Source organism: Paraeggerthella sp. LCP19S3_G8 (assembly GCF_052119225.1).
Taxonomy (GTDB): domain Bacteria; phylum Actinomycetota; class Coriobacteriia; order Coriobacteriales; family Eggerthellaceae; genus Paraeggerthella; species Paraeggerthella hominis.
Genome location: NZ_JBQKFQ010000001.1, coordinates 58,318 through 80,321, shown reverse-complemented (window position 1 = coordinate 80,321; position 22,004 = coordinate 58,318). Strand labels below are relative to the sequence as shown.

Sequence of the window (22,004 nt, the reverse complement as noted above, 5' to 3'; positions counted from 1 at the left end):
TGCTTCCTCACTCGCTCGCCGCAAGGGCGGGGTTTACCTGATTGAACATCTCGAGCGCCTGGTCGAAGTCGGCCACGGAAACGCCGTAGCGCGCCACCGCCTCGCGAGCCGACGCCAGGTTGGCATCGGGCGAAAGGCCGCGGCACCCGTTGCAGGGCCGACCCAGATTCACGCACTTCGCGCCGCAGCCGGCTACGGTCACCAGCCCCAGGCACAGCGTTCCCTTCCCGTAGAAACAGCTGGACTCGTTGCGTTTGCAGTCGCCGCACATGGTCTTCGTGGGGAATCCCTTGTTCGACCCGTACAGGGCGCGCTGCAAAACGTCCAGGAAGTCAAGCGTGTCGATCGGGCAGCAGCGCACCTCGTAGTCCACGTCCACCACCGCGCTGATCGGCCGCGGGGCGATCATGTCGCCGCACGCGTCGGGCAGGCGATCGTACACCTGGCCGGGACGCTCGAGGAAATGGTCGGCCGCCATGCCGGGGATGCCGGCCGTGGTGGCGCACGCGCCGATGGCGATCACCACGCCGGCGCGCTCGCGCAGCATGCGCACGGTAGCCTCGGCTTCCTCCGTGGTCACCGCGCCCTCGATGATGGCGACGTCGAAATCGTCGGGCATAGGATCGCTCGAGGCCAGCTGCCAATAGCGCAAATCGATCTGCCCCAGCACGTCAAGCAGATGCGCCTCGGCGTTCGTGATCTGCAACTGGCACCCGAAGCAGCTGGCCAGTCCGGCAACCACGACGCGCGGCGCAACCGGCTTCTCCTGACAGGCAATGCAGTTTCCGCTCATATTGCTCCCGTTCATCCTACATCGACCCCTGAATGTTCTTGGCTTCCCAATAGTTGAACACGGGTCCGTCGATGCACACGTACTGATGGCCGATCTGGCAATGGCCGCACTTGCCCATGCCGCATTTCATGTGACGTTCGAAGCTGCAGTAGATATGGTCGTAGCTGATGCCCTTCTTGCGCATCTCGTCGATGACGAAACGGTACATGACCGGCGGCCCGCACAACGCCCCGAACGTGTTGTCGGGATCCACTTCCAAATGTTCGAACGGCTTCGTGACCAGGCCCACTTCCCCGTCCCAGGTATCGTCGGGGTTGTCGACGGTCAAATACAGGTCGAAATCCTTGCGATGGCGCCACATCTCGAACTGGTTGCGGAACATCACCTCGGAGGGGTTCTTCGACCCGTAGATGATGGTGACCTTGCCGAACTCGCTGCGCTCGTCGTGGATGTTGTTGATGAGCGAGCGCAAAGGCGCGATGCCCAAGCCGCCCGCAACCAGCAAGATGTCGTGGCCCTTCATGTCCTCGAAGGGGAAACCGCGGCCGAACGGCCCGCGCAAGCCCACGATGTCGCCGCACTGCATCTGGTGCAGCACCTCGGTGAACTTGCCCGTGCGGCGCACGCACAGCTCGATAAAGCCGTGCTTGGACGGCGAACTGGAAATGGAGATGGGGGCCTCGCCCACGCCGAAGATGGACACCTCCACGAACTGTCCGGGCTCGTGATGGAACGCATCGCGAATGCGCTCGTCGATCAGGCGAAACTCGAACAACTTCTCGGTTGCAGTCAGCTCCGTGATGGACGTGATGCGCGCCGGCCAGGGCCGGTACGGGTTCGACATCATCATCTCGGTCCCCGAAAGCGGAGCGGGACCGCCCGCGAACGGGCGCACCTGCACGGTGGACACAGCGCAGCTACTGGGCATCCTCGGCCCCCTTCCTCTCGAAGAACTCCAGCACCTCAATGGGATTGATGTTCGCCTTGCACGCCTTCACGCACCGGCCGCATCCCACGCAGAGCATGCGGTCGTGGTTCGCCAGAAAGCCGTTGAGCTTGTGGTACATGCGATGCCGTACGCGCGTGCGCCCGTCGCCGCGGAAGTTGTGGCCGCCGGCCACTTCGGCGAACTGCGGCGCCGTGCATGCGTCCCACACGCGCTCGCGCCGCCCGGTCTTGCCGTCCGGGTCGAACGTATCTTGAATATCGAAGCAGAAGCACGTAGGGCACACTGCCGAGCAAGCCGTGCACGAGAGGCACCGACCGCCCAGCTCGTCCCAGTACGGGTCCTTATGGAACGCGTCCATGAGCATGGCCACGTCGGTGATATCGGGGATCGAGCCGTTGAAGGACTCCTGGCGCCGACGCGTGGCCTGACGGAACTCGAAACGGTCCTCGTCGGTTGCGACGCGCGGGTTGCAGGCGGCCTCCAAAATGTTCGCAGCCTCGACGCTCGAAATGCTCACCAGGTACTTGTCGCCAAGATCCTGCAGGAACAAGTCGTATCCGAAGCGAGCTTCGTCGGCGTCCCATAAATGGCAGAAGCATGTGGCGGTGGGCATGCAGCTGATGCCCACGATGAGCGTCGCGTTGCGGCGAGCCACGTAGTACGGATCAGGGTAGCGACCGTCCTTGAACACCAAATCCAAGCGGTTGATGGCGTTGATGTCGCACGCATGGGCCCCGAAGATGACGCGCGGCGTGATCTCCGCCGCGAAGTCGGTGACCGAGTTGTCGGCAACATCGAACGTCATAAGGGTCTCGACCGGCGGCAGGAAGTACTTCTTCGGCGACGCGATGGTGGTCTCGTAGGCCAACTCCACGTCATCGGGCGAAGCGATGGCCTCGAAGGAATAGCCCTGATCGCTTTTGACCGGGGCCACCACCTCATAGGATTCCATGAACGCCGACACGAGCGCTGGCAACTCGGTTGCATCGATAACACGATAGAGCATGCTCTCGTCCGTTTCTCGTCTGGGTGAGCAGATGTATCGGGCATGGAAAGGCCCCTTCGTCGTTACCGAGCGAAGGGGCCTTTGGCGTTACCGGTCGTTCTCGACCCGCTTACGCAAAGAAGATGCCGATCTCGCGCTCGGCGGATTCAGGGGAATCCGATCCATGGATGACATTCTCGTCCATGATGAGACCGAAATCGCCGCGAATCGTGCCGGGGGCTGCTTCCGCCGGATTAGTGGCACCCATGAGCGCGCGGCACTTCGCCACGGCGCCCTCGCCGGAGATGACCATCTTGACCACCGGGCCGCTGGTGATGTAAGAGATCAGACCGTCGTAGAACGGCTTGCCCTCGTGCTCGGCGTAGTTAGCCTTCGCCTGCTCGTCAGTCACCATACCCAGCTCCATGCGCTCGACAACCAAGCCCGCGCGCTCGAAGCGGTTGACGATCTCGCCGATGTGACCGTTGCGCACGCCGTCCGGCTTGATCATGCTGTACGTCTTCTGAACTGCCATATTGTTCCCTTCTCTATCATGCATTATTGCAAACGTGAAGAAGGCGCGCGCGAACGCACGCGCCTTCGGTGAACCCTGTTAATTCTGACTGGGGAAATACAGATCAACGCTGGAAACCTTCCAGCCGATCGCATCGCGCACGAGCGACACCTTGTACTGCATGGCGCCGCCCTCGGCGGTCTTGGCCGTCACGTACACGGTGGAATCGCTCATGGACTTGTTCATGCCGTCGATAGCGGGATTCGCATCCTGCACGACGGGCTCGACCATGGAAGCGGCCTTGCTGGAATCGACTTCGCTCGAGAACACGGTGCTCACCGCGTTCTGAGGATCGGCGAACAGCTGCTTGACCACCGTCTCCTGCGTCGGGTAGCCCCAGCCCTGCGTGTACAGGAACACGGCGCCGCCGAACGCGACCAGAATCAGCAGCACGATGGTCACGAGGATCTTGAGACCGACGTTGCGGCGCTTGCGATCCTGCTTGGCCAGGCCCTTCGACCACTGCTCGAGCTCTTCGTCGCTTGCGTTGAAGAAGCGATCGTCTCCGCCCGCAGCCCCGTAAGGGCTCGGCTGGGCGTAAGGGTCCGCGTAGTAGTACGGGTCCTGCTGCGCGCTGGCGTACGGATCCTGCTCCACGTACACCGCGGTTCCGTCGGCAGCCACGTCAAGGCCCGACATGTCGGCGACAGCCGGAACCGGAGCCATGACCTGCGTGATTTCCGACGTGCCCTGAGCCACGGCGGCTACGGCACGCTGGTAGTCAACGCTGGCGGAGTCGGAGAGGAAGTACGTCTTGTCGGCGATGGCCTCTTCGAAGGCCGCGGAGGCCTTCTGCATCTGGCCGCACGCCACGTACGCCTGACCGAGGTTCGCGTACAGCTTGTTGCGCGTGTCGGATCCCATGTCGAACTGCAACGCGCTCTCGTAGGACGCCACGGCATCCGACGGCCTGTCAAGCGCCATGAAGCACACGCCCAGGTTCAGAAGCGCCTTGGTGGGATCGGGGTTGCCCTCGTCGAGCGCCGCCTCGCGAAACGCCACGCCCGCCTCGGCGGACTTGCCCAGCTTCATGAGCGCGCTGCCCATGCCGCTGTACGCTTTGTACGAAGCATCGTACTTCGCATCGGAAACGGCGATCTCGAAGTGCTTGACCGCGTCCTCGTAGTCATGCAGCGCCGCGTAGGCCATGCCCAAGTTGTAGTTCACCGCGCCGCACGCGTCGTACGCGGCATCGGCCGTGGCCTGCGTGTACGCATGGATGGCCTCGTTGGGATTGCGAAGCTTGATCAGGCAGTTTCCAATCTGATGGTACAGCTGGCCCATCTCGCCGGGGGCAAGGGGGCTGCTGGCATCCTGCAAGCACTGCGCATACGTGGACAGAGCGCTCTCGTAGTCTTTGCGCGCATACGCGGCGCGGGCTTGTTGGAATAACTCGTTGTTCATCTGATTCCTTCGGTCTTGGCGAAAACGCGCGAACGACGGTTAGTCGGCCACGTTCTCGATCTCGATGCCCAGGATCTCGTCGCCTACGCGCAGCTGGCCGATAACGTCCATGCCGTCGACCGTCTGGCCGAACACCGTGTAGCCCGAGTCCAGCATGGGCTGAGCTCCCAGGCACAGGTAGAACTGCGAACCGGCGGAGTTGGGATCCTGCGAGCGCGCCATGGCGAGCGCACCGTCAGCATGCTTGTTGTTGGGGTTCGTGGAGAATTCCTCTTTAATGGTGTAGCCGGGGCCGCCCGTGCCCAGACCGGCGAACGGATTGCCAGCCTTCGCCACAACCTCGTCGCAGGAGAGGTCGCGCGTGTTCGGGCAGCCGCCCTGGATGACGAAGCCCGGAACGTGACGGTGGAACTTCAGGCCGTCGTAAAAGCCCTTGCGAGCCAGTTCGACGAAGTTGCCCACATGGATGGGGGCGTCGTTGCCCGCCAGCTGGACGCGAACGTCGCCCTTCGACGTCTTGATGACGGCGACTTCTTCGCCCGTCGGCTGGTATTCAGGAGTGTACTGCGCCATGTCGGCTCCTTCTATCTCGTTCGTCACGTTGTCGTGCATCCGCATGCAGACCGGATGGTTCGTTGCATACCAAAGGAGAAGTTTAGCAGGTCAACCGGCCATGCAGGCAAAAATCTTATAACATCCATGCGGTTTCAACCAGCGGTTGCCGCCCGTTTGCCCTTTTGTCAACCTCGAGCCCCGGCAAGGCGTCGGCCGCGTGCGTCAGCAGCCGACGCGGTCGAACACGCTGACCACTTCCACGTGGTGCGTCTGCGGAAACAGGTCGACGGGCTGCACCCGGCACAGACGGTAGCCATTAGCCTCGAAGCGCTGCGCGTCGCGCGCCCACGTGGCGGGATTGCAGCTCACGTACGCGACCTTCGCAGGCGCGGCGGCGGCGATGCTCTCGACCACGCCGTCGGCGAGCCCCGCGCGCGGCGGGTCCACCACCAAGGCGTCAAGCTCGCCCAGCTCGGGCAGCTCGCGGGCTGCGTCGCCCCCCACCACTTCGATGTCCACGCCGTTCATGTCGCCGTTGCGGCGCAGGTCGCGCACGGACGATCCGGCCGACTCCACCGCGATCACTTCGGCTCCCGCAAGCGCCAGCGGAACGGAGAACGTGCCGCCTCCGGCGTACAGGTCGGCTACCAAGGCGCCGTCGAGGGACGCCTGCCCGCCCAAACCGTCGATCACCTCGGCGATCAGCTTCTCGGCCTGCGCGGTGTTCACCTGGAAAAACGAAGGGGCGCTCGTCAAGAAACGCGCACCGGCCAGCTCCTCTTCCCAGCAGCCCTTCCCGTCCAAGGTCTCGACGCCCTTGATCTTGCGGGCCTTGCCGGGATCGGCCATCACGCGAACGATGCTCGTGGCCTTGAGCGCGCTTTTGAGCATCTTGGCCATGTGGGCGCGCGGAAACGCGCCGGGCTCGGTCCACAGCGCTATCTCCACGTCGCGCGTCCGCATGCTCGCGCGTACGCCCACGCGGAATATGCCCAGGTCCGACGACCCCTGCGCGAATCGCAGCGCGCCGCGCAGCGATTTGGGCGCCTTCTCGATGGCCTTGGCAGCCAGAGGACAGGTTTCGGGCGTGGCTATGTCGTGCGTTCCCTCGCGGTGAAAGCCCAGCAGAAACGTGCCGCAATCGTCGAACCGCGCGCCCAGCTCCAGCTTGTTGCGATAGCCCCACTGGCGCTTGCTGGGCAGACAGGGCCGTACCAGCTCCTCCGCGCGCTCGCGATCGACGTGCGCCGTGCGCACGAGCGCCGCCGCCACGTTGTCCCGTTTGGCCTTCAGCTGCGCCTCGTAAGACAGATGGGCCCAGGCGCACCCCCCGCACGAAGCAGCGTGCGCGCAGACGGGCATCTGGCGCGCAGGCGACGCTTCCTCGATCGTCAGGATGCGCGCGCGGGCGAACGCCGGCTTCTCTTCCGTGATCTCGATGGTGACCACATCCCCCGGCGCACCGCCTTCGACGAATACCGTTTTCCCGTCGTCAAGACGGCCGACGGCCTCGGAGCCGTAGCCCATGCGATCGATAGCGATGGTTTGATTCATGTTCGTGAGAATTCCTTGCATTGTTTTTCCGATTTGCATCATCATAGCGTATAATCAACCCCCGTGCCCTTGTAGCTCAGGGGATAGAGCGTCTGCCTCCGGAGCAGAAAGCCGCAGGTTCGAATCCTGTCAAGGGCACCAGTTGAATCATCGGGTCAGGCCATGTGCCTGGCCTTTTTCGTTTTCCGCAGCCCGCCGCGCAGGCGCACCTTATTCCACGTCGGCCAAGATCTCGCCAGGCTCGTCGCCGGCGTCGAGGAATTTCTTGCGCGTGACGAAGTTCCACACCATCACGACGAACGTGGCTCCTATCTTCACCACCAGGTAGTGCACGCCCAAAAGCTCCACGCCCGCCCACATGCAGAAGTTGTTGATGCCCAGGCCTATCACCGACAAGACCACGAATATGACGAACTCTCGACGACGGCTCATGCCTTCTTTGTGCTTGAACACGTAGCGCATGGAGGCCACGTAGTTGAACACCACGGACACCGTGAACGAAACGGTGGCGCTTACCAGGTAGTTGACGCCGAACGCCTCGGTGAGCAGGGCCAGCAAGCCGTAATCTATGACGAAGGCGATCACGCCCACCACGCCGAACTTCATGATCTGAGCGATCAGCTTCTTCACGTTCCGCCGTCCTTCCGTCCGCCAGGGCCGCGTCTCGCAAGAGCCGGGACCAGCCTAGGTTGCCGCGCCGCCTTCTTTACGCGCCCTCTTCAAAAACTTGTCCATTGTGGCATAAACCCGGCGGATATCAAGCGGCTTGCTCAGATGTCCGTCCATTCCGCTCAGTCGGCTGCGCTCCTCGTCCTCCACGAAAGCATTGGCGGTCATGGCAAGAATGGGAATGCAACGAGCGTCGGGGCGGTCGAGCTCGCGAATGGCGCGGGTGGCCTCGTATCCGTCCATCTCGGGCATCTGCACGTCCATCAACACAAGGTCGAAGTAGCCCGCCTCGGATTCGGCGAACACGGAAACCGCGCGAGCGCCCGTTTCGGCCGTGACCGCGCACGCGCCCGCCATCGACAGAATCTCGATGGCGATCTCGCGGTTCAGCTCGTTGTCTTCCGCCACCAGCACCCGCGCGCCGCCGAAGTCGTACGACGAAGATTCCGAAAGCCCGCTGTCAACCGAGGACGAAGCCGACCCCTTCCCGGACGCCTGTCCCAGCGGAAGCTCGACCGTGAACACCGACCCCTTCCCCAGCGTGCTCCGAAGCCCCACGCGACCCCCCATCATCTCGGCGAACCGCTTCGTGATGGCAAGGCCAAGCCCCGTTCCGCCATGCGCCCGAGCCGTGCAGGGGTCTCCCTGCTCGAACAGCGAGAATATGCTCTCGAAATGCTCCGGCCCGATGCCGCAGCCCGTGTCGATGACCGAGAACCGCACCCATAGAGCGTCGTCGCAAGCAGCGCGGGAACGTCCCGAAGCGCTATCGTCAGGACCCTCCTGCGCCAGAAGCCCCGAAGAACGGTCTTCAGGGCCCGTCATCCGCTCGATCAGCAAGGTCACGCTGCCGCCTTCGGGGGTGAATTTGAAGGCGTTGCCCACCAGGTTGTACGCAATCTGGTTCAGCCGCAACACGTCTCCCGTGGCGAAATCGGGCAGATCGCCGGATTCGCGCGTGGCGTAGTTCACCCCGTTTTCGGCGGCCTGCTCTTCGAACACGGCCGTGAGCGCGCTTGCGAACGCGCGGAAATCGAACGGTTCGTCTTTGATCTCGATCTTGCCGCTTTCGATCTTGCTCATATCCAAAATGTCGTTGATGAGCGCCATCAGGTGGCGCGAGGACATGGTGACTTTTTCCAGGCAAACGCGCACCTTCTCGTCGTCGCCCATGTGCTCGAGCGCGATAGAGGTCATGCCCATGATGCCGTTCATCGGCGTGCGGATCTCGTGGGACATGCGCGAAAGGAACTCGCTTTTCGCCTGGTTCGCGCGTTGCGCCTGGTCGAGCGCGCTTTCCGCGCGCGCCTTCTCGTCGGCCAGCAAGCGCGTGTTCCGGCGCGCTAGCAGATAGTACACCAAGAAGATCGACCCGACGGCCAGCGCCAGCGCGCCGCCCATGATCACGGCGTTTTGCTGCAGCACGTCGCTCAAAGACGCAATGCTGTCGTCCACCGCCCCGTAGAGCATGGTGGTGCACAGGTACGTGTCGCCGCCCTCCATGGGCTTCAAGTACAGGTAGCGGTGCCCCGATCCTTCGGCGGACGTGAACGGCACAAGGCACGACCGCCCGTTCTGCACGGCCTCGCGCACATCGTCGATACCGTAACCGTCCTCCAGGCTGGAAAAGCTGCCCAGCTGGTCGAACAGGTTGCTCCCGTCCTCCAAGCCGCCCGGGTCGCCTCCGATAATGCAGGTTCCGTCCGTCGTGATCACGCTCGACCGCGAGCGCCCGTTCGTCATGCCGAAGTCGATCCGATCGAACAGCCGGGAAGCGTCGAAGCTGGCGATGGCCATCGTGTACGTGACCGAACCGCAGGTGATGGGAGGTATGGCGTCAACCAAGATCACCGCGTCGTCGCGCATGATCGTGATGGACCCGCTGTCGTAGGTGCGCAGCTCTGAAATGCTCTGCGTAGCGGCGGTACCCGCGGCAAGGCTGTCGCAAGCCCCTTGCGCGGTGCAGTAGCTTCCATCGCTGGCTCGAAGCGCAAGAGAAAGGTACTGGTCGTTTTGCTGCTGGTCGGCAAGCACGGCGGCCACCTGATCCGCGGTTTCGGGGCGAAGGAGGTCGAGCGAGGTGCCCAACGTGTCAAGCTGGGCGAACTTGCTCTCGATGCTGGCCTCGTAATGAGCGGCCACGCGGTCGCTCAACTCCTCAAGGTACACCTCGCTCACGGACCGAATGGCCGCATCCGTAGCCGAGCGCGAAGACACGACCGTATATGCAAGAGAGCACGCGAGCACAAGAACCAGGGCGAGGGCCAAGAGGGCGACGCCCCTGCGTTCGCTCGAGCGTTTAAGCAGCTCCATGAGGAAATACGCCACCTATCGGAATCGTTGAGAGTTTCCGCATTCTAGCACGCAGAACCCCGCGCTACCTTACTGTTGGGAAACAGCTTGCCAACCGTGTTTCATCCGGAGAATCACAAGGGCATCTGGCGCGCCGCGATGGTTTCGGGTAGGATGATCGACAATTCAACCGAGGAGAAGACCGTGCAGCAAAACACCGCCACCCAGACGACCGCCGAGCGCGCAACCGTAGCCGTGCTCATCCCCTGCTACAACGAAGCCGTGACCATCGGAAAGGTGGTCGACGACTTCAAGCGCGTCCTGCCGGACGCCGACATTTACGTGTACGACAACAATTCCTCCGACGACACGGCCGCCATCGCGCGCGAGCACGGAGCCATCGTGCGCACCGAGCGCCGACAGGGCAAGGGAAACGTCGTGCGCCAGATGATGCGCGACATCGATGCGGACTACTACCTCATGGTGGACGGCGACGACACGTACCCGGCAGAAGCCGCACCCGCGCTGCTCGCCCCGCTCATGAACGACGAAGCCGACATGACCGTGGGCGACCGCCTGTCCAACGGCACCTACGGCGAAGAGAACGATCGCGCCTTCCACGGATTCGGCAACGACCTGGTGCGCGTGCTCATCAAGTGGATCTACGGGTTCAAGTTCTCGGATGTCATGACCGGGTATCGCGCCTACAACGCCGTGTTCGCGAAAACCATGCCGGTGCTCTCCCCCGGCTTCGAGATCGAAACGGAGCTTTCCATTCACGCCGTGGACAAGCGCTGGCGCATCGTCGAGGTGCCCATCGACTACCGCGACCGGCCCGAGGGGTCGGAGTCGAAGCTCAACACCTTCTCCGACGGCATGAAGGTGCTGCTCATGATCTTGTCCCTGTTCAAAGATTACCGCCCGCTGGCCCTGTTCAGCTGGCTGGCCCTGCTGTTCTGCGTCCTGGGACTCATTGCGGGCGTGCCGGTCATCGTGGAGTTCGCGCAAACGGGCCTTGTTCCCAAGCTTCCCTCCGCGCTCTTGGCGGTGGCGCTCGTGTTCGTGGGCATCCTGGCCTTTGCAAGCGGCCTTATTCTGGACACCGTGGTCAAAGGCACCCGCAAGGAGTACGAACTGCAGGTGACGGCGGCTTACGAGCGCCTGGGACGCCACAACCGCCAGGCATAGAGGCTCGGGGCGCTCGTCGATCAAGACCGCTGCATCTCTCCCTTCGAACGCCGCCGAGCCGCCCTATCGTAGCAAATATTATATTAGTTTTTTAGTCATGGTTTTCAGGCGGACTTCCTGCCATACTAGAGCTTTGCCGAAACTGCTTCGGGCTTGAAAAACGCCCGTCGCGCCCGAAGCAGTTCGCGACAACCGCCGCTCATCCCCGTGCAGAAAGCACTGCTTGCGCAAGATCGCTTCGATCCTTGGCCGAGAAGCGGTATGAAATCTCCTGCGGCTGCCCCTGCGCATCCGCGCGCTCAACGCGCACGAACCTCAGCTCCACATCGCGATACCCCTGGCAAAGCAGGGCGTACGCGTAACACTGCGCTTGAAGCAAATGCCGCTCCCGCACCAGATCGAGCGGCTCTTCGTCCCTGCCGCCCGTCTTGTAGTCGACCACCAGCGCGCGGTGCGCGGCGCCCTCAGGCTCGTCCGTGCACAAAAGGTCGATTTCGCCTTCGAGAAAACCCTCCCCCACGCGCTCGAAGAACGGCACCTCGGCGCGGCGAAGCGGCCAAGAGGAAGCCTCGGCGTACGTGAAGCTGCCAAACCAGCAGGCGCACGCAGAGCGCAAGCGCTCCTTCTGGCAAGGCGTCAGTCCGAAGGCGGCGGCGAAGACGTTCAGGCGGGCTTCGTCGGGAACGCGGCCGGTTTCGACGGCGAACTGGGCCGCACGGTGAAACGCGCTGCCCAGCCCCGTAGCCTTATCGGCGTCGAGCGACCGTTCGGTCGCGTCCCCATCTTCCCGCATCAGCTTGCCGTCGGGACAAACGTCCCCATCGCCCAAGCCCGAGCGCTCCGATGCAGGAAGAGCCGGGGCCGTCGGCTCGCCTTCCCGAGCCAAGGCCGAATAGGAGAAGACGTCGCCGCGCCCGGCGCTCCACGGCTCGCACGCAGGTGCGTCGACGGGCGGCGACGGCACGACGAAGACGGCTTGCTCGGGCCGATCCCGCAAAGCGCCCTCTTCCAAGGCATCCGGCTGCACGAGCACCCGCTCGAACCGCGCGGGTTCGCTTCCGCCATACGGAAGCTGCGCCGATCCTTCGGGGAAGTCGGCGACGCCGCACAACGCGCTGCGCACGTCGTCTACGAGAGCCGCGTACGCAGGCGACTTGCCCGCCGATGGAGCCTTCGCGTCCATAACAACCACAAGGGATTCGCTTGCGCGCGTAAGCCCCACGTACAGCTTGCGGCGCGCTTCGGCCAGCTCTTCGTCCGCCGCGCGCTGCGCGAGCGTCGCGCGGTAGGCGGACTGCGTGCACGAGCCGCTTCGGCCCTCGGCGCACGCGAACCCGCCGCCCTCGACCAACGCGCGGGCCGCGTCAAGGTCGGCGCTTTCCTCCAAGTCGCCCGCAAGCGGCATCTTGGACCGGCTCTTCACCTGCTCGAACGCATCCAAAGATGCGCCGGGAGCAAGCGAAGCCCGCGCCACGGACCCGCAAGCCTCCACCAGCAGCTTTCCCGCGCCCGCGCGCCCGTCGGCGAAATCCGCAAGCGCCACGATGGGGAACTCGAGGCCCTTCGAGGCGTGAATGGTCATGATCTTCACCACGTCGCCGCCAGCGCCGGACAGGGCGCCGGGCGACTCCTTCAAGCCAACCGACAGCTCTCCGGCGAAGATGCGGGCCGTCGAAGCCAGGCCGGCATGGTGCTCGGCCTCCACGGACTCTATGAGGCGAACGGCCTTCAGCACGTTGGCCGCGCATGCCGTTCCCACGGCCCCCTGCTCTTCGAGGCGCGCCATCCAGCCGCTTCGAACCACGGCGTCGCGCACCACGGCGGACGCGGGAAGGACCCGCGCCAAACGCTGCGCGCGGTCGAAGAGCCGCACGGCATGGGCCAGCCGGGGAGCAAGCTCGTCCGAGCGGGAAGCCAACCGCGCGAAGCCCCGATCGAGGTCGCGACGGCGCACCCTGCCCGTATCCGGGTCCTCCTCGGTAGCCAGCTCCAAAAAATCGTCGGCCGAAAGACGAACCATGTCGCTTGTCAGCACCTCGAACAGAGCAGCGGTGTTCGCCGGATTCGCAAGCGCCTCCAGCAGTCGCGCCACCACGCGAACCTCAGGCGCCGAAGCGAACTGCGATCCGCCCGTCACCACGCATTCGAAGCCCTCGGCGCGCAGCGCTTCGGCGTACACGCCCGCACGGCTCATCTTGCCCAACAGCACCACCATGTCGCCCGGAGCATGCCCGTCCTCGCGCAAAGACGCGAAGCGTCGGGCGATCTCCCGCGCACCGGCGCGCTTGACGTCGTCGATGCCCACGCCCGTGCCGCGCCCCGCCGGCTGCACGGCCAGCACCAGGTCGATGCGCGGTGCGCTCCCCCGGTAACGCGACGGGCGCGCATCGTGGGGTTCGAGCGACATGAACGCGTCGCCGAAGACCTGGGGCTGCTCGAACACGCGATCCACGAACGAGAGCACGTCGGCGTGACTGCGGAAATTCTTGGCAAGCTCCACGTAGAGCGCATTCACGTCGGCCGAGCGCATGACGCGTTTGTGGGCCTCGTACACGTTCACGTCGGCTCCGCGGAACCGGTAGATGGACTGCTGCGCGTCCCCGACCGTGCACAGATGGGCGAAGCGCGGGCCGGACAGGCGCGCGATCATGTCGATCTGCAACTGGCTGGTATCCTGAAACTCGTCCACCATGACCAGCTTGAAGCGGTCCTCGTAACGGCGAGCGATGTCGGGATGCTGCTCGAACGCAGCCAGCGTGCGCGTGAGCAGATCGTCGTTGTCCAGCTTGCACAGCGCCTGCTTGGATTGCTCGTAGCGCAGCGACACCTCGCGCGCAAGCTCTTTGAGGTCGGCCGCCAACGGGAAAGCCAGCCCCAGCGCGATCTGTCGAGCCGCGTCCTCGTACACGGCCTGGTACGCTTTGACCGCCTCTTTCACGGTAGCCTTGAAATTGCCCCCGATGCGCGGGTACCCTTCGAGCGCGCCCGCCAACGCGCGCAGGGCCGCAGCGTTGTCCGCTCCGGCGGCAGGCCCCGCAACGGAGCCGTAGCGGCGAAGAAATGCCTGAAGGGCCTCGATCGCGTCCGCGGCCTGCCCGCGCGCACGCTCGGCCGTAGCGCTGCCGCCCGCCTGCTCGAGGGCGGGCTGCACCGTTTCGTACGCGAGCAGAAGCTCGCGCGCAAGCGCAGACGCGCATGCGGGCTCGGGTCCGAAGTCCACGGCGTCAAGGCCTCCGCGCATGCTGGCGGCCTTGTCCAGCAACGTCGCCAGCATGGAGGCCACCGACGGAGCCGAGGACAAGGACGACCGCGCGGGATACTCGTCGAACAGCGCCGCATAAGACCCGCGCGCGATGATGTCGTTGTCGTCGCCGAGCGCCGCGTCGATGGCGTCGGCCACCAGATCCGCGCGCTCCGCGTCCCCCACAATGCCAAACGCAGGGTCTATCCCCAAATCAAGCGCATGGGTGCGCAGGATGCGCGCGCACATGCTGTGAATGGTGGATATCCAGGCTCCGTCCACTTTGAGCGCTTCTTCAACCAGGCCTTCCGCGCGCAAGGTGCGCTTGACGCGCGCTTTGATCTCGGCCGCCGCCTTCTCGGTGAACGTGATGGCCAGCACTTCGTCCACGCCGCCGGCTGCCGGACCGCTTTCCGGCAACAGCGCGTACGCAATGCGCTGCGTGAGCGTGAAGGTCTTGCCCGATCCCGCCCCCGCAGACACGAGCAACGGTCCTTTCACGTGCTCGATGCTTTCGCGCTGACCGGGCGTGCAGGTACGCAAGTCCATGGATCAACGCCTCCTTTCGCACGTGAGGACCGGACAATGGCCGCAGGGGTCTTCGCCGCGCGGATCAGGCGCGATATCCCCGCGGGAAAGCGTGCGAACAGCCGCTTCGATACGCTGCTCCACTACGTCAAGAAGCTCCTGGAACGTCGCCGCGCCCACAGCCTCTCCCGCCGGGCCCGGAACGCCGCACGCCTGCATGTCGAGCCCCGGAACATCCGACTCGCCCACGACACTGCGGTCCACGGCGCCCGCCACGCGAGCCGCCTTGCCGTACGACACGTACAGAGCGCCCACAACATCCAAGCCCAGCAAACGTCGCGCAACCTGCGCGTACGCAAGCGACTGAATCTTGTGCGGGAGCACGGCTCCGCCCGCCTGCGCCGCCTCCGACGCTGACGCGAGCGCGTAGTCGCCCGTGAGCGACCCCTTGTAGTCGATGACCACCGCTTGACCTCGATCGTTCACGTCAATGCGGTCGATGCTGCCGCGCAGCAGGCATCCCGCGTACGCGAACGGCTCGGCCTCGCCGAAATCGAGCTCGAAGCAGGTCGGCTTGAAGCCGGGAAGCAGAAGCGCCTCCCGATCAAGGTAGCCCAGCAGCCTTTTGCGCAGATCGGCCACTTCCGATTCCTCGAACTTCGTCCGAGGAATTAGCGGATTGCGGTTGCGCTTGAGCTCGCGTTGAAAGCCCAGGTGCCGGTCGAACGTAGCGCCCAGAAGCTCCCGTGCGCGCGCCAGGTTGTCCTGGGTCACTTTAGCGTTGCCCGCTTCACGGAAGCGCTCGTAGAAGCTTTTGAGCACCCCGTGAGAGAAGCTGCCCATCTCAAGCGGCCCGAACCCCGCGTCAGGCTCCGACAGGCGCAACCGGCGCAGAGCGAACCATTTGTACGGGCACTCCAGATAGCTTTCCAGAGCAGACGGCGAAAGGGCCGGTCGGTCGTCGCCGCCCGCGCCCCGCGGAACCACGATGTGCGAACGCAGGGGCTCGGACACCTCGCCGGAAGCGGGGACAGGCCACGCCAACGGCTTTCGAGCATCGCCCGCCGGCCGGGGCGCGAGGTTCGCGTGCAGCGCCTCCTCTCCCGCGCCGCGCGCATGCGGAACAAGGCTGCAAGGAAGTCCCGTGGCGCGATCCGAGGCCCCGTCCTGACCGTCGGACGCCCGGTAGCAATCGAGCAGTTCCTCGTACATGACCGCAGGGTACGCCTCGTCCGCGTCCTCGGTGTTGAGCGGGCGCTCCAAGACCGCAGCAGAGCACGCGCAAGACAGCGCGCGGAAAAACGTCCGGCGACCTTGCGCCAGCGCATCGCGGCAGCGCCCCAAGCCCAGCTTGTCCAGCAGCAAGGTCGCACCGTCTTCGTTCGCCCGCACGGGATAGGAACGCGCGTCCATGTCGCACAGCACAAGCGTCGAGCACGAGCACGCCGCGCGCTCGGCCACGTCGGCAAGCGAAAGAAACATCGCTTCGGGCTGCCGCTTCCCTTCAAAGGAAGGGTCCGCCGTTCGAAGGCTCGCGCGAACCATCGCGCGTTCCAGAAGCGGGCGCGCCGCCAAGGCGTCGGAGCCGGTGCGAGCGCATGCAGCCGCAAAGGAGCGAGCCGCCGAAACGGCAGCAAGCTGCTCCGAGCGAAACGACGCGTCAAGATCGATGCGACGGCGAAGGCGATCCTCGAAGCACGCAAGCGCACCGTCGACGTCGCCGCGCCGAAGCGCGGCCAGGGCGCACGCCGCAACCTCGCTCGCGTCCGACAGATCGCGCACGACGCGCTCCCGATCCGTTGTCCGATCGCCGCGCCACGCCGCATCGAGTTCGCACGCCGCGCGCCTCCCCAAGCCCGAAAACGCGCTGAACGCGAAATCGGAAGCCAGGGTCAAGCGGCAAGAATCGTCGCTCGCAAACGCCCACAGCGCCAGAAACGAGCGCCCGAACGCCGTATCCGCGAACGACCGGCGCGAAGACGCCGCCGCGCATATCCCGCTGACAGCCAAAGGACCCGCCAGCTCGTCGAAAAGGGCGCGCGGATCGCGAGCGGACACGACCACCGGCAGCGGCGCGCGCCCTTCCTCGCGCGCCGCTGCGCGCTCGGCGGCAACGGCCTCGGTCACGCACGAGAGCACCAGCCCGCAAGCCGCATAACGGCCAGCCGGTAACAGGAAGCGCACGGCGCCCGTCGGCTCGAGCGGACCCTCCTCCTGCGACAAGAACAACCGGTCGAGCAGCGACGTCAATTCGGGCGAACGGCCAAGCGACGACGACGGCGCACGGCACCCGTCGTCAAGGCGCACGACGTCGCCCCGCTCGGCAAGCGCGTCGAACAGCTCGCCGTACGCCTGGCCGATGTCGTCGAATCCCGCCAAAACAAGCGGAGGGAACGCGCAATCGCACCTGGAAAGCGCGCAAGCCGCCTGGGAGCGTTCGCACAGCGACAGCTCGTCGAGCAAGCCGGCGTAGCGCCCGAGTACCGCGAGCGCCCCGCGCTGCGCTGCGCTCAGCTCGCGCTGGCGCTCGTCGCACGCAAGCGCATCCAGCAGAGCCGGGAGCGATTCGCGAGCAAGCCCCGCCAAAAGAGAGACCGTGCCCGGCGTGGGCTCCACGGCATTGCCGCGTGCCCGCATCTCAAAGCAGGCTCGCTGCATCAGAAGGTCGCGCTCCCCGCCCTGCACGAGGGCGCGCCCGTCTCCGTAGATCTCCCATTGGTCCGCCACCCAGGAGTCGGGGGTTTCCACGCGCACGCCGAACGAGCAGGAGCCGTCCGCAAGAACGCGCCGCAACCGCAGGACCGCGGCGGGCGTCGGCGCCAACAGCACGGGCACGCGCCCTGCGGCGCACCACGGAGCGAGCGTTTCGGAAATCGCGAAAAGCACGTCTTCCGCGTTGTCGAATGTCATGTGTTGGTAAGGCATGCCGTCATTGTAGCGCCCGAGCGCCCCTGCATGCGCTAGAATGGCGGCATGCAGAAGAACACCTTGAAATACTCGACCCTCGTATTCCTGGGTGGAGCGAGCTACGGCGTCATGGCTGCAACGGTCAAGATGACGTACGCCGCAGGTTTTTCCTGGACGCAAGCGGTGGCAAGCCAGGCCCTGTTCGGCACGCTCCTATTCGCCATCGCGCTTGCCGTGTCGCTCGGGCGCGGACGCAAACCGGCGCCCCTGACCCCGAAGCGCATCCTGTCGTTGATGGGACTGGGCCTGAACACCTGCGCCACGTGCGTGCTCTACAACCTCTCCCTCACCATGCTTCCGGTTTCGGCCGCTCTTACCATGCTGTTCCAATTCACGTGGATCGGCATTGTCATCCAGGTAGCAGTTACCCGGCGCAAGCCGCAGGCAGCCGAGCTGGTGGCCGCAGCCGCCATCCTTGGCGGGACGCTTTTCGCAAGCGGGATGTTCTCGAGCGCGGTCGGGGATCTGAATCCGATCGGCATCCTCTGCGGACTGGGATCCGCCGTCAGCTGCGCGCTGTTCATGTTCTTCTCGAGCCGCGTGGGATGCGGCCTTCCGCCTATCCAGCGAGGGCTCGTGGTCTGCCTGGGTGCATGCGTACTCGGATTCGCCTTGTGCCCGGACTACTTCGCCAGCGGTGCGATTCAAGCGGGCATTTGGAAGTACGGGCTGGTGCTGGGGCTGTGCGCGCTGTTCGTCCCCGTCATCTTGTTCGGCATCGCCACGCCCCATCTTTCGACGGGACTCTCCACCATCATGGCTTCGTCCGAGCTGCCCTGCGGCATCGCCATTTCGGCGGTTCTCGTTGGCGAGTCGGTGGACGCCCTGCAGCTTTTCGGGGTGATCGTCATCCTGATCGGCGTCGTGGTGTCGCAGCTTCCCAACCTGCTTCCCGCGAAAACGGCGGCAGAGCCGCAATCCCCGAACTAGCCCGAGCGGTCCCGCCCCGACCCTGCGGGCAACCCGGATCGAAAACATGGGCGCGACACGAAAAAGCGCGAACCCCCGATGGATTCGCGCTCGATGAATTGTCGTTCAAAAAAGGAAACCACCCCGGAAGGTGGTTTGCCTGTATCTACGATGGTGCCCCCAACGGGAATCGAACCCGTGTCTCAGCCTTGAAAGGGCCGCGTCCTGACCTCTAGACTATGGGGACGGTTGCGTTTTCGTCTCCGAAAAGCAGCCTGAATATTATTGCAAAAGTTTTCTCAAATTGCAAGAGAAAATTTTGGAGGAATATTTCAGGGCTTTTTCTCCTGCGCGCCACGGCGTCAACGAAGCGCGGCCGTTTGCGGTATGATAGACGGCATGGACAACGAAACCAAGTCAACACCCCCGTCGCCGGACGTCGAGAAACCCGGCGCATCCTCGGACGAGGCCCTTGAGGCGCGCGCTGGGCAATCGCTCGAAGCCGAAGCGGAGCCGGCAGCCGACGCTGCACTCGCCCCGGTGGAGCCGGAATCCGAAGAGCCTCGCAAGCCCCTCGTCATCGTCATGCACGCCTCCGTCGGTTCGGGGCACCGTAGCGCCGCGAACGCCGTGGCTCAGGCGTTCGACCTCATGCGCGACGAGCGAAACGCCCATGTCCGAACGGATGCCGACCAAACCGACGAGACGCTCGCCAGCCTGGTCCCCGAGGATCTGGAAGTCGAAGTGCTCGACGTGCTCGATTTCGGCCGCGTAGTGTTCGACGGAAACAAGGCGGCATCGCTGTTCACGGGCGCAACGCGACCCATCTACGACCTCACCTGGCGCTTCACGCTGACCGGCCGCCTTCTTTGGGGCGGCGGAACTATATGGAACCATCTCATGTACGGCGCGTTCACCGACTACGTGGAGAAAAAGCAGCCGATCGCGGTGGTCTGCACGCATATCACCGCAGCCAACGTCGCAACGGCCGCGCGCATGCTGACCGGGCAGCGCTTCCCCATCGTCTGCGTTCCCACGGACTACGAGACCGAAGGCCTTTGGCCCCATCGCGCCGCCGACCTGTTCTGCGTGGCGAACGAATCCATGGCCGAAACGCTGCGCCCGCGCAAGGTTGCCGAAGATCGCATCCTCATCACGGGCATCCCCACGCGCGACGATTTCCGCCGCGACTACGATCGCGTCGCCACGCGCGAGCGACTGGGGCTTCCCCAGAACAAGCGCGTCGTGCTCGCGCTGGCCGGCGCGTACCTGCCGCAGCCTTACGTGCACTTCCGTACCGCGCTCGACAAGCTGCTGCCCTACCTGCACAGCCTGAGCAGCACGCTGCACTTCGTGTTCATAGCAGGAAACGACGCCGAGTACGCACGGCATCTTCGCCAAGAGTGCCAGGAACTGAGCATCGAAAACGTCACGGTGCTCGATTACGTAGAGGGAATGGCCGCGCTCATGGCTGCAAGCGACCTGGTCATCTGCAAGTCGGGCGGCCTTACGGTGACGGAATGCCTGTGCTCGCAGGTGCCGATGATCCTTCTGGGCCGCGCGTACGGCCAAGAGAAGGTCAACGTGCAAATGCTCACCTCGCTCGGCGCGGCCATGCACGTGACCACGGCGCGCGAGCTTCTTGACGCTTTGCGCCACATCGCGAAGAACCCCGACAGCGCCCGCGCCATGCTGGTCAACGGAAGCTTCCTGCGGCGGCCGAACGCGGCCCGCGACATCGCAGCAGCCACGTTGCGCCTGGCCGCTGCGCCGAAAAACGGCGACGACCCCATCTATCGCAAGCATTTCCTACATTTCTACTGGGGCGACAAGCCCGCACACATTCGCTAAGGAGAATCATGTTGCAATTCAACGAACTCGGCCTGTCCGACCAGGCCCTTGAAGCCGTCGCGCGCCTGGGCTACGAAGCCCCGACGCCCGTTCAGGAACAGGCCATTCCACTCGCGCTGGAAGGACGCGACCTCATCGCTGCGGCCAAGACCGGCACCGGCAAGACCGCTGCGTTCTCGCTGCCCTCCCTCGACCGTCTGGAACACGCGAAGGGCGGCCAGGGCCCGCTCATGCTGGTGGTCACGCCCACGCGCGAACTGGCGCAGCAAATCGGCGAGGTGTGCACGGCCATCGCCACCTCCACGCACCATCGCATCCTCACCGTGGTGGGCGGCCTGTCCTACGAGCCTCAGATCAAGAAGCTCAAGCACGGCGTTGACGTGCTCATCGCCACGCCCGGACGCCTGGTGGACCTCATGGAGCAGCAGGCGGTCCGCCTGGGAGACGTGGAAGTGCTCGTGCTCGACGAAGCCGACCGCATGCTGGACATGGGCTTTTGGCCCGCCATGAGAAAGATCATCGGCGCTACGCCCACGACGCGCCAGACGCTGCTGTTCAGCGCCACCATCGACGCCTCCATCAAGAACAGCGTGGGAAAGCTGCTGCACGACCCCGCTTTCGTAGAGATCGCGCACAAGGGCGAAACGGCCGACACGGTGGATCAGTACGTCATCCACGTGCCGCAAGCCGTGAAGCCGGCGCTGCTCAAAGCCGTGCTCGCCGAGAAAGGGGCCGATCGCGTCATCGTGTTCGCCCGTACCCGCAGCCGCGCTGACGCCACCTGCCGACGTCTCAAGCGCGCCGGTTACTCGGTCGAGGCCATCCACTCCGACCGCAGCCAGAACCAGCGCCGCCGCGCGCTCGACAACTTCGCCGCCGGAACGACCGGGATCCTCGTGGCCACCGACGTGCTGGCACGCGGCATCGACGTGGAGGAAGTCGAGTACGTGGTGAACTACGACCTGCCCACTCAGCCCGAGGATTACGTGCACCGCATCGGCCGCACGGGTCGCGCAGGCGCCGCAGGCTACGCGGTGTCCTTCGTCAGCCCCGAAACCGTCGATGCGCTGCGCGACATCGAAAAGCTCATCAAGCGCCCCATTCCGGAAATGCAGCTCGCCTCGTTCGACATGCAGGAGGCCGAGGAAGACGCCGTTGCCAAGGCGCAGCGCGCCGACGCCCGCCGAGACCCGGAGATCAAGCAGGCGGCCAAGGAGCAGGCGGCTCGCGAGCGCAAGAAGGCGAAGGCGCGCGAACAGGCTCAAACGGAATCGACGCCGAACGCCGGCGGGCCGAAGCGCCGCGGCGGCAAGAAGCCAGCAGGAACGCAGGGAGCGCAGCCGAACAGGCAAAACCCCGGACAAGCCAAGTCTCAGCGCGCCGGCGGCAACGCCGCCAAGCCCGCCGGGCGCAGCACGAGCAGCGGGCGTCCGACCCAAAGCGGCTCGCCCAAGCGCACCGGAGCCGACCTGCGCCCGGGACGCGCGCATCGCGCCGACGTTGCCCAGCAGCGCTCCAACGGACGCGGCAAGCGTCGCTAGCCCG

General features: G+C 64.8%; 15 protein-coding genes and 2 tRNA genes. 5 read left to right on the top strand and 12 right to left on the bottom strand.

Translation table 11 applies throughout. From position 1 onward, the window contains the following. Positions 1–7: 7 nt before the first annotated feature. The 7 genes from ACTQZK_RS00360 to rlmD all read right to left on the bottom strand — a co-directional run bounded on the left by ACTQZK_RS00360 (position 8) and on the right by rlmD (position 6,814). Positions 8–793: an NADH:ubiquinone oxidoreductase gene (locus ACTQZK_RS00360; RefSeq protein WP_181792598.1), complete on the bottom strand. Its 786-nt coding sequence runs from the start codon at positions 791–793 to the stop codon at positions 8–10. Between the two features lie 16 nt (positions 794–809). Then, a complete protein-coding gene (locus ACTQZK_RS00355; RefSeq protein ID WP_216528675.1) occupies positions 810–1,721 on the bottom strand; it encodes an FAD/NAD(P)-binding protein in 912 nt (303 codons plus the stop codon). Further along, the gene (locus ACTQZK_RS00350; protein WP_216528676.1) at positions 1,711–2,748 is read right to left on the bottom strand and encodes a 4Fe-4S dicluster domain-containing protein; all 1,038 of its coding nucleotides are present in this window, start codon (positions 2,746–2,748) and stop codon (positions 1,711–1,713) included. Before ACTQZK_RS00350 ends, ACTQZK_RS00355 begins: the two co-directional genes overlap by 11 nt. A gap of 109 nt (positions 2,749–2,857) precedes the next feature. Further along, positions 2,858–3,262 carry a nucleoside-diphosphate kinase gene (gene ndk / locus ACTQZK_RS00345; RefSeq protein ID WP_114567427.1) on the bottom strand — a complete coding sequence of 135 codons (405 nt, stop codon included), beginning with the start codon at positions 3,260–3,262 and terminating at the stop codon, positions 2,858–2,860. A 78-nt stretch (positions 3,263–3,340) separates the two neighbouring features. Then, on the bottom strand, positions 3,341–4,705 hold the full coding sequence (locus tag ACTQZK_RS00340; RefSeq protein ID WP_114567428.1) for a tetratricopeptide repeat protein: 1,365 nt from the start codon (positions 4,703–4,705) through the stop codon (positions 3,341–3,343). Positions 4,706–4,744: 39 nt separating this feature from the next. Beyond that, entirely contained in the window at positions 4,745–5,278 is a 534-nt protein-coding gene (locus tag ACTQZK_RS00335; RefSeq protein ID WP_114567475.1) for a peptidylprolyl isomerase, read from the bottom strand. A gap of 204 nt (positions 5,279–5,482) precedes the next feature. Continuing rightward, positions 5,483–6,814, bottom strand: coding sequence for a 23S rRNA (uracil(1939)-C(5))-methyltransferase RlmD (gene rlmD / locus ACTQZK_RS00330; RefSeq protein ID WP_441897907.1), 1,332 nt, complete (start codon positions 6,812–6,814; stop codon positions 5,483–5,485). A 65-nt stretch (positions 6,815–6,879) separates the two neighbouring features. On the opposite strand from rlmD, the gene ACTQZK_RS00325 reads away from it, so the two are divergent. Then, positions 6,880–6,955: transfer RNA gene (locus ACTQZK_RS00325), tRNA-Arg, on the top strand. Positions 6,956–7,024: 69 nt separating this feature from the next. Here the strand turns inward: ACTQZK_RS00325 and ACTQZK_RS00320 are convergent. Together ACTQZK_RS00320 and ACTQZK_RS00315 are read right to left on the bottom strand one after the other, a co-directional pair. Next, positions 7,025–7,444, bottom strand: a complete 420-nt coding sequence (locus ACTQZK_RS00320; RefSeq protein ID WP_216529884.1) for a GtrA family protein — start codon at positions 7,442–7,444, stop codon at positions 7,025–7,027. Between the two features lie 54 nt (positions 7,445–7,498). Next, positions 7,499–9,796 (bottom strand): ATP-binding protein, encoded by a 2,298-nt coding sequence (locus ACTQZK_RS00315; protein WP_418831060.1) that lies wholly within the window; start codon positions 9,794–9,796, stop codon positions 7,499–7,501. Positions 9,797–9,949: 153 nt separating this feature from the next. On the opposite strand from ACTQZK_RS00315, the gene ACTQZK_RS00310 reads away from it, so the two are divergent. Then, positions 9,950–10,963, top strand: coding sequence for a glycosyltransferase family 2 protein (locus tag ACTQZK_RS00310; RefSeq protein WP_441897906.1), 1,014 nt, complete (start codon positions 9,950–9,952; stop codon positions 10,961–10,963). 199 nt (positions 10,964–11,162) lie between these two features. Here ACTQZK_RS00310 and ACTQZK_RS00305 read toward each other — a convergent pair whose 3' ends face one another. Together ACTQZK_RS00305 and ACTQZK_RS00300 are read right to left on the bottom strand one after the other, a co-directional pair. After that, positions 11,163–14,753, bottom strand: a complete 3,591-nt coding sequence (locus ACTQZK_RS00305; protein WP_441897904.1) for a UvrD-helicase domain-containing protein — start codon at positions 14,751–14,753, stop codon at positions 11,163–11,165. 3 nt (positions 14,754–14,756) lie between these two features. Then, a complete protein-coding gene (locus ACTQZK_RS00300; protein WP_441897902.1) occupies positions 14,757–17,642 on the bottom strand; it encodes a PD-(D/E)XK nuclease family protein in 2,886 nt (961 codons plus the stop codon). A gap of 63 nt (positions 17,643–17,705) precedes the next feature. Between ACTQZK_RS00300 and ACTQZK_RS00295 the strand changes: the two genes are divergently transcribed. Next, positions 17,706–18,629: an EamA family transporter gene (locus ACTQZK_RS00295; protein WP_418831065.1), complete on the top strand. Its 924-nt coding sequence runs from the start codon at positions 17,706–17,708 to the stop codon at positions 18,627–18,629. Positions 18,630–18,780: 151 nt separating this feature from the next. On the opposite strand, the gene ACTQZK_RS00290 is transcribed toward ACTQZK_RS00295, so the two are convergent. Then, positions 18,781–18,855, bottom strand: a tRNA-Glu gene (locus ACTQZK_RS00290). A gap of 152 nt (positions 18,856–19,007) precedes the next feature. On the opposite strand from ACTQZK_RS00290, the gene ACTQZK_RS00285 reads away from it, so the two are divergent. After that, complete coding sequence (locus ACTQZK_RS00285; RefSeq protein ID WP_441897900.1) at positions 19,008–20,459, top strand: glycosyltransferase; 1,452 nt, start codon at positions 19,008–19,010, stop codon at positions 20,457–20,459. Positions 20,460–20,467: 8 nt separating this feature from the next. Continuing rightward, positions 20,468–22,000 carry a DEAD/DEAH box helicase gene (locus tag ACTQZK_RS00280; protein ID WP_114567436.1) on the top strand — a complete coding sequence of 511 codons (1,533 nt, stop codon included), beginning with the start codon at positions 20,468–20,470 and terminating at the stop codon, positions 21,998–22,000. Positions 22,001–22,004 lie beyond the last annotated feature (4 nt).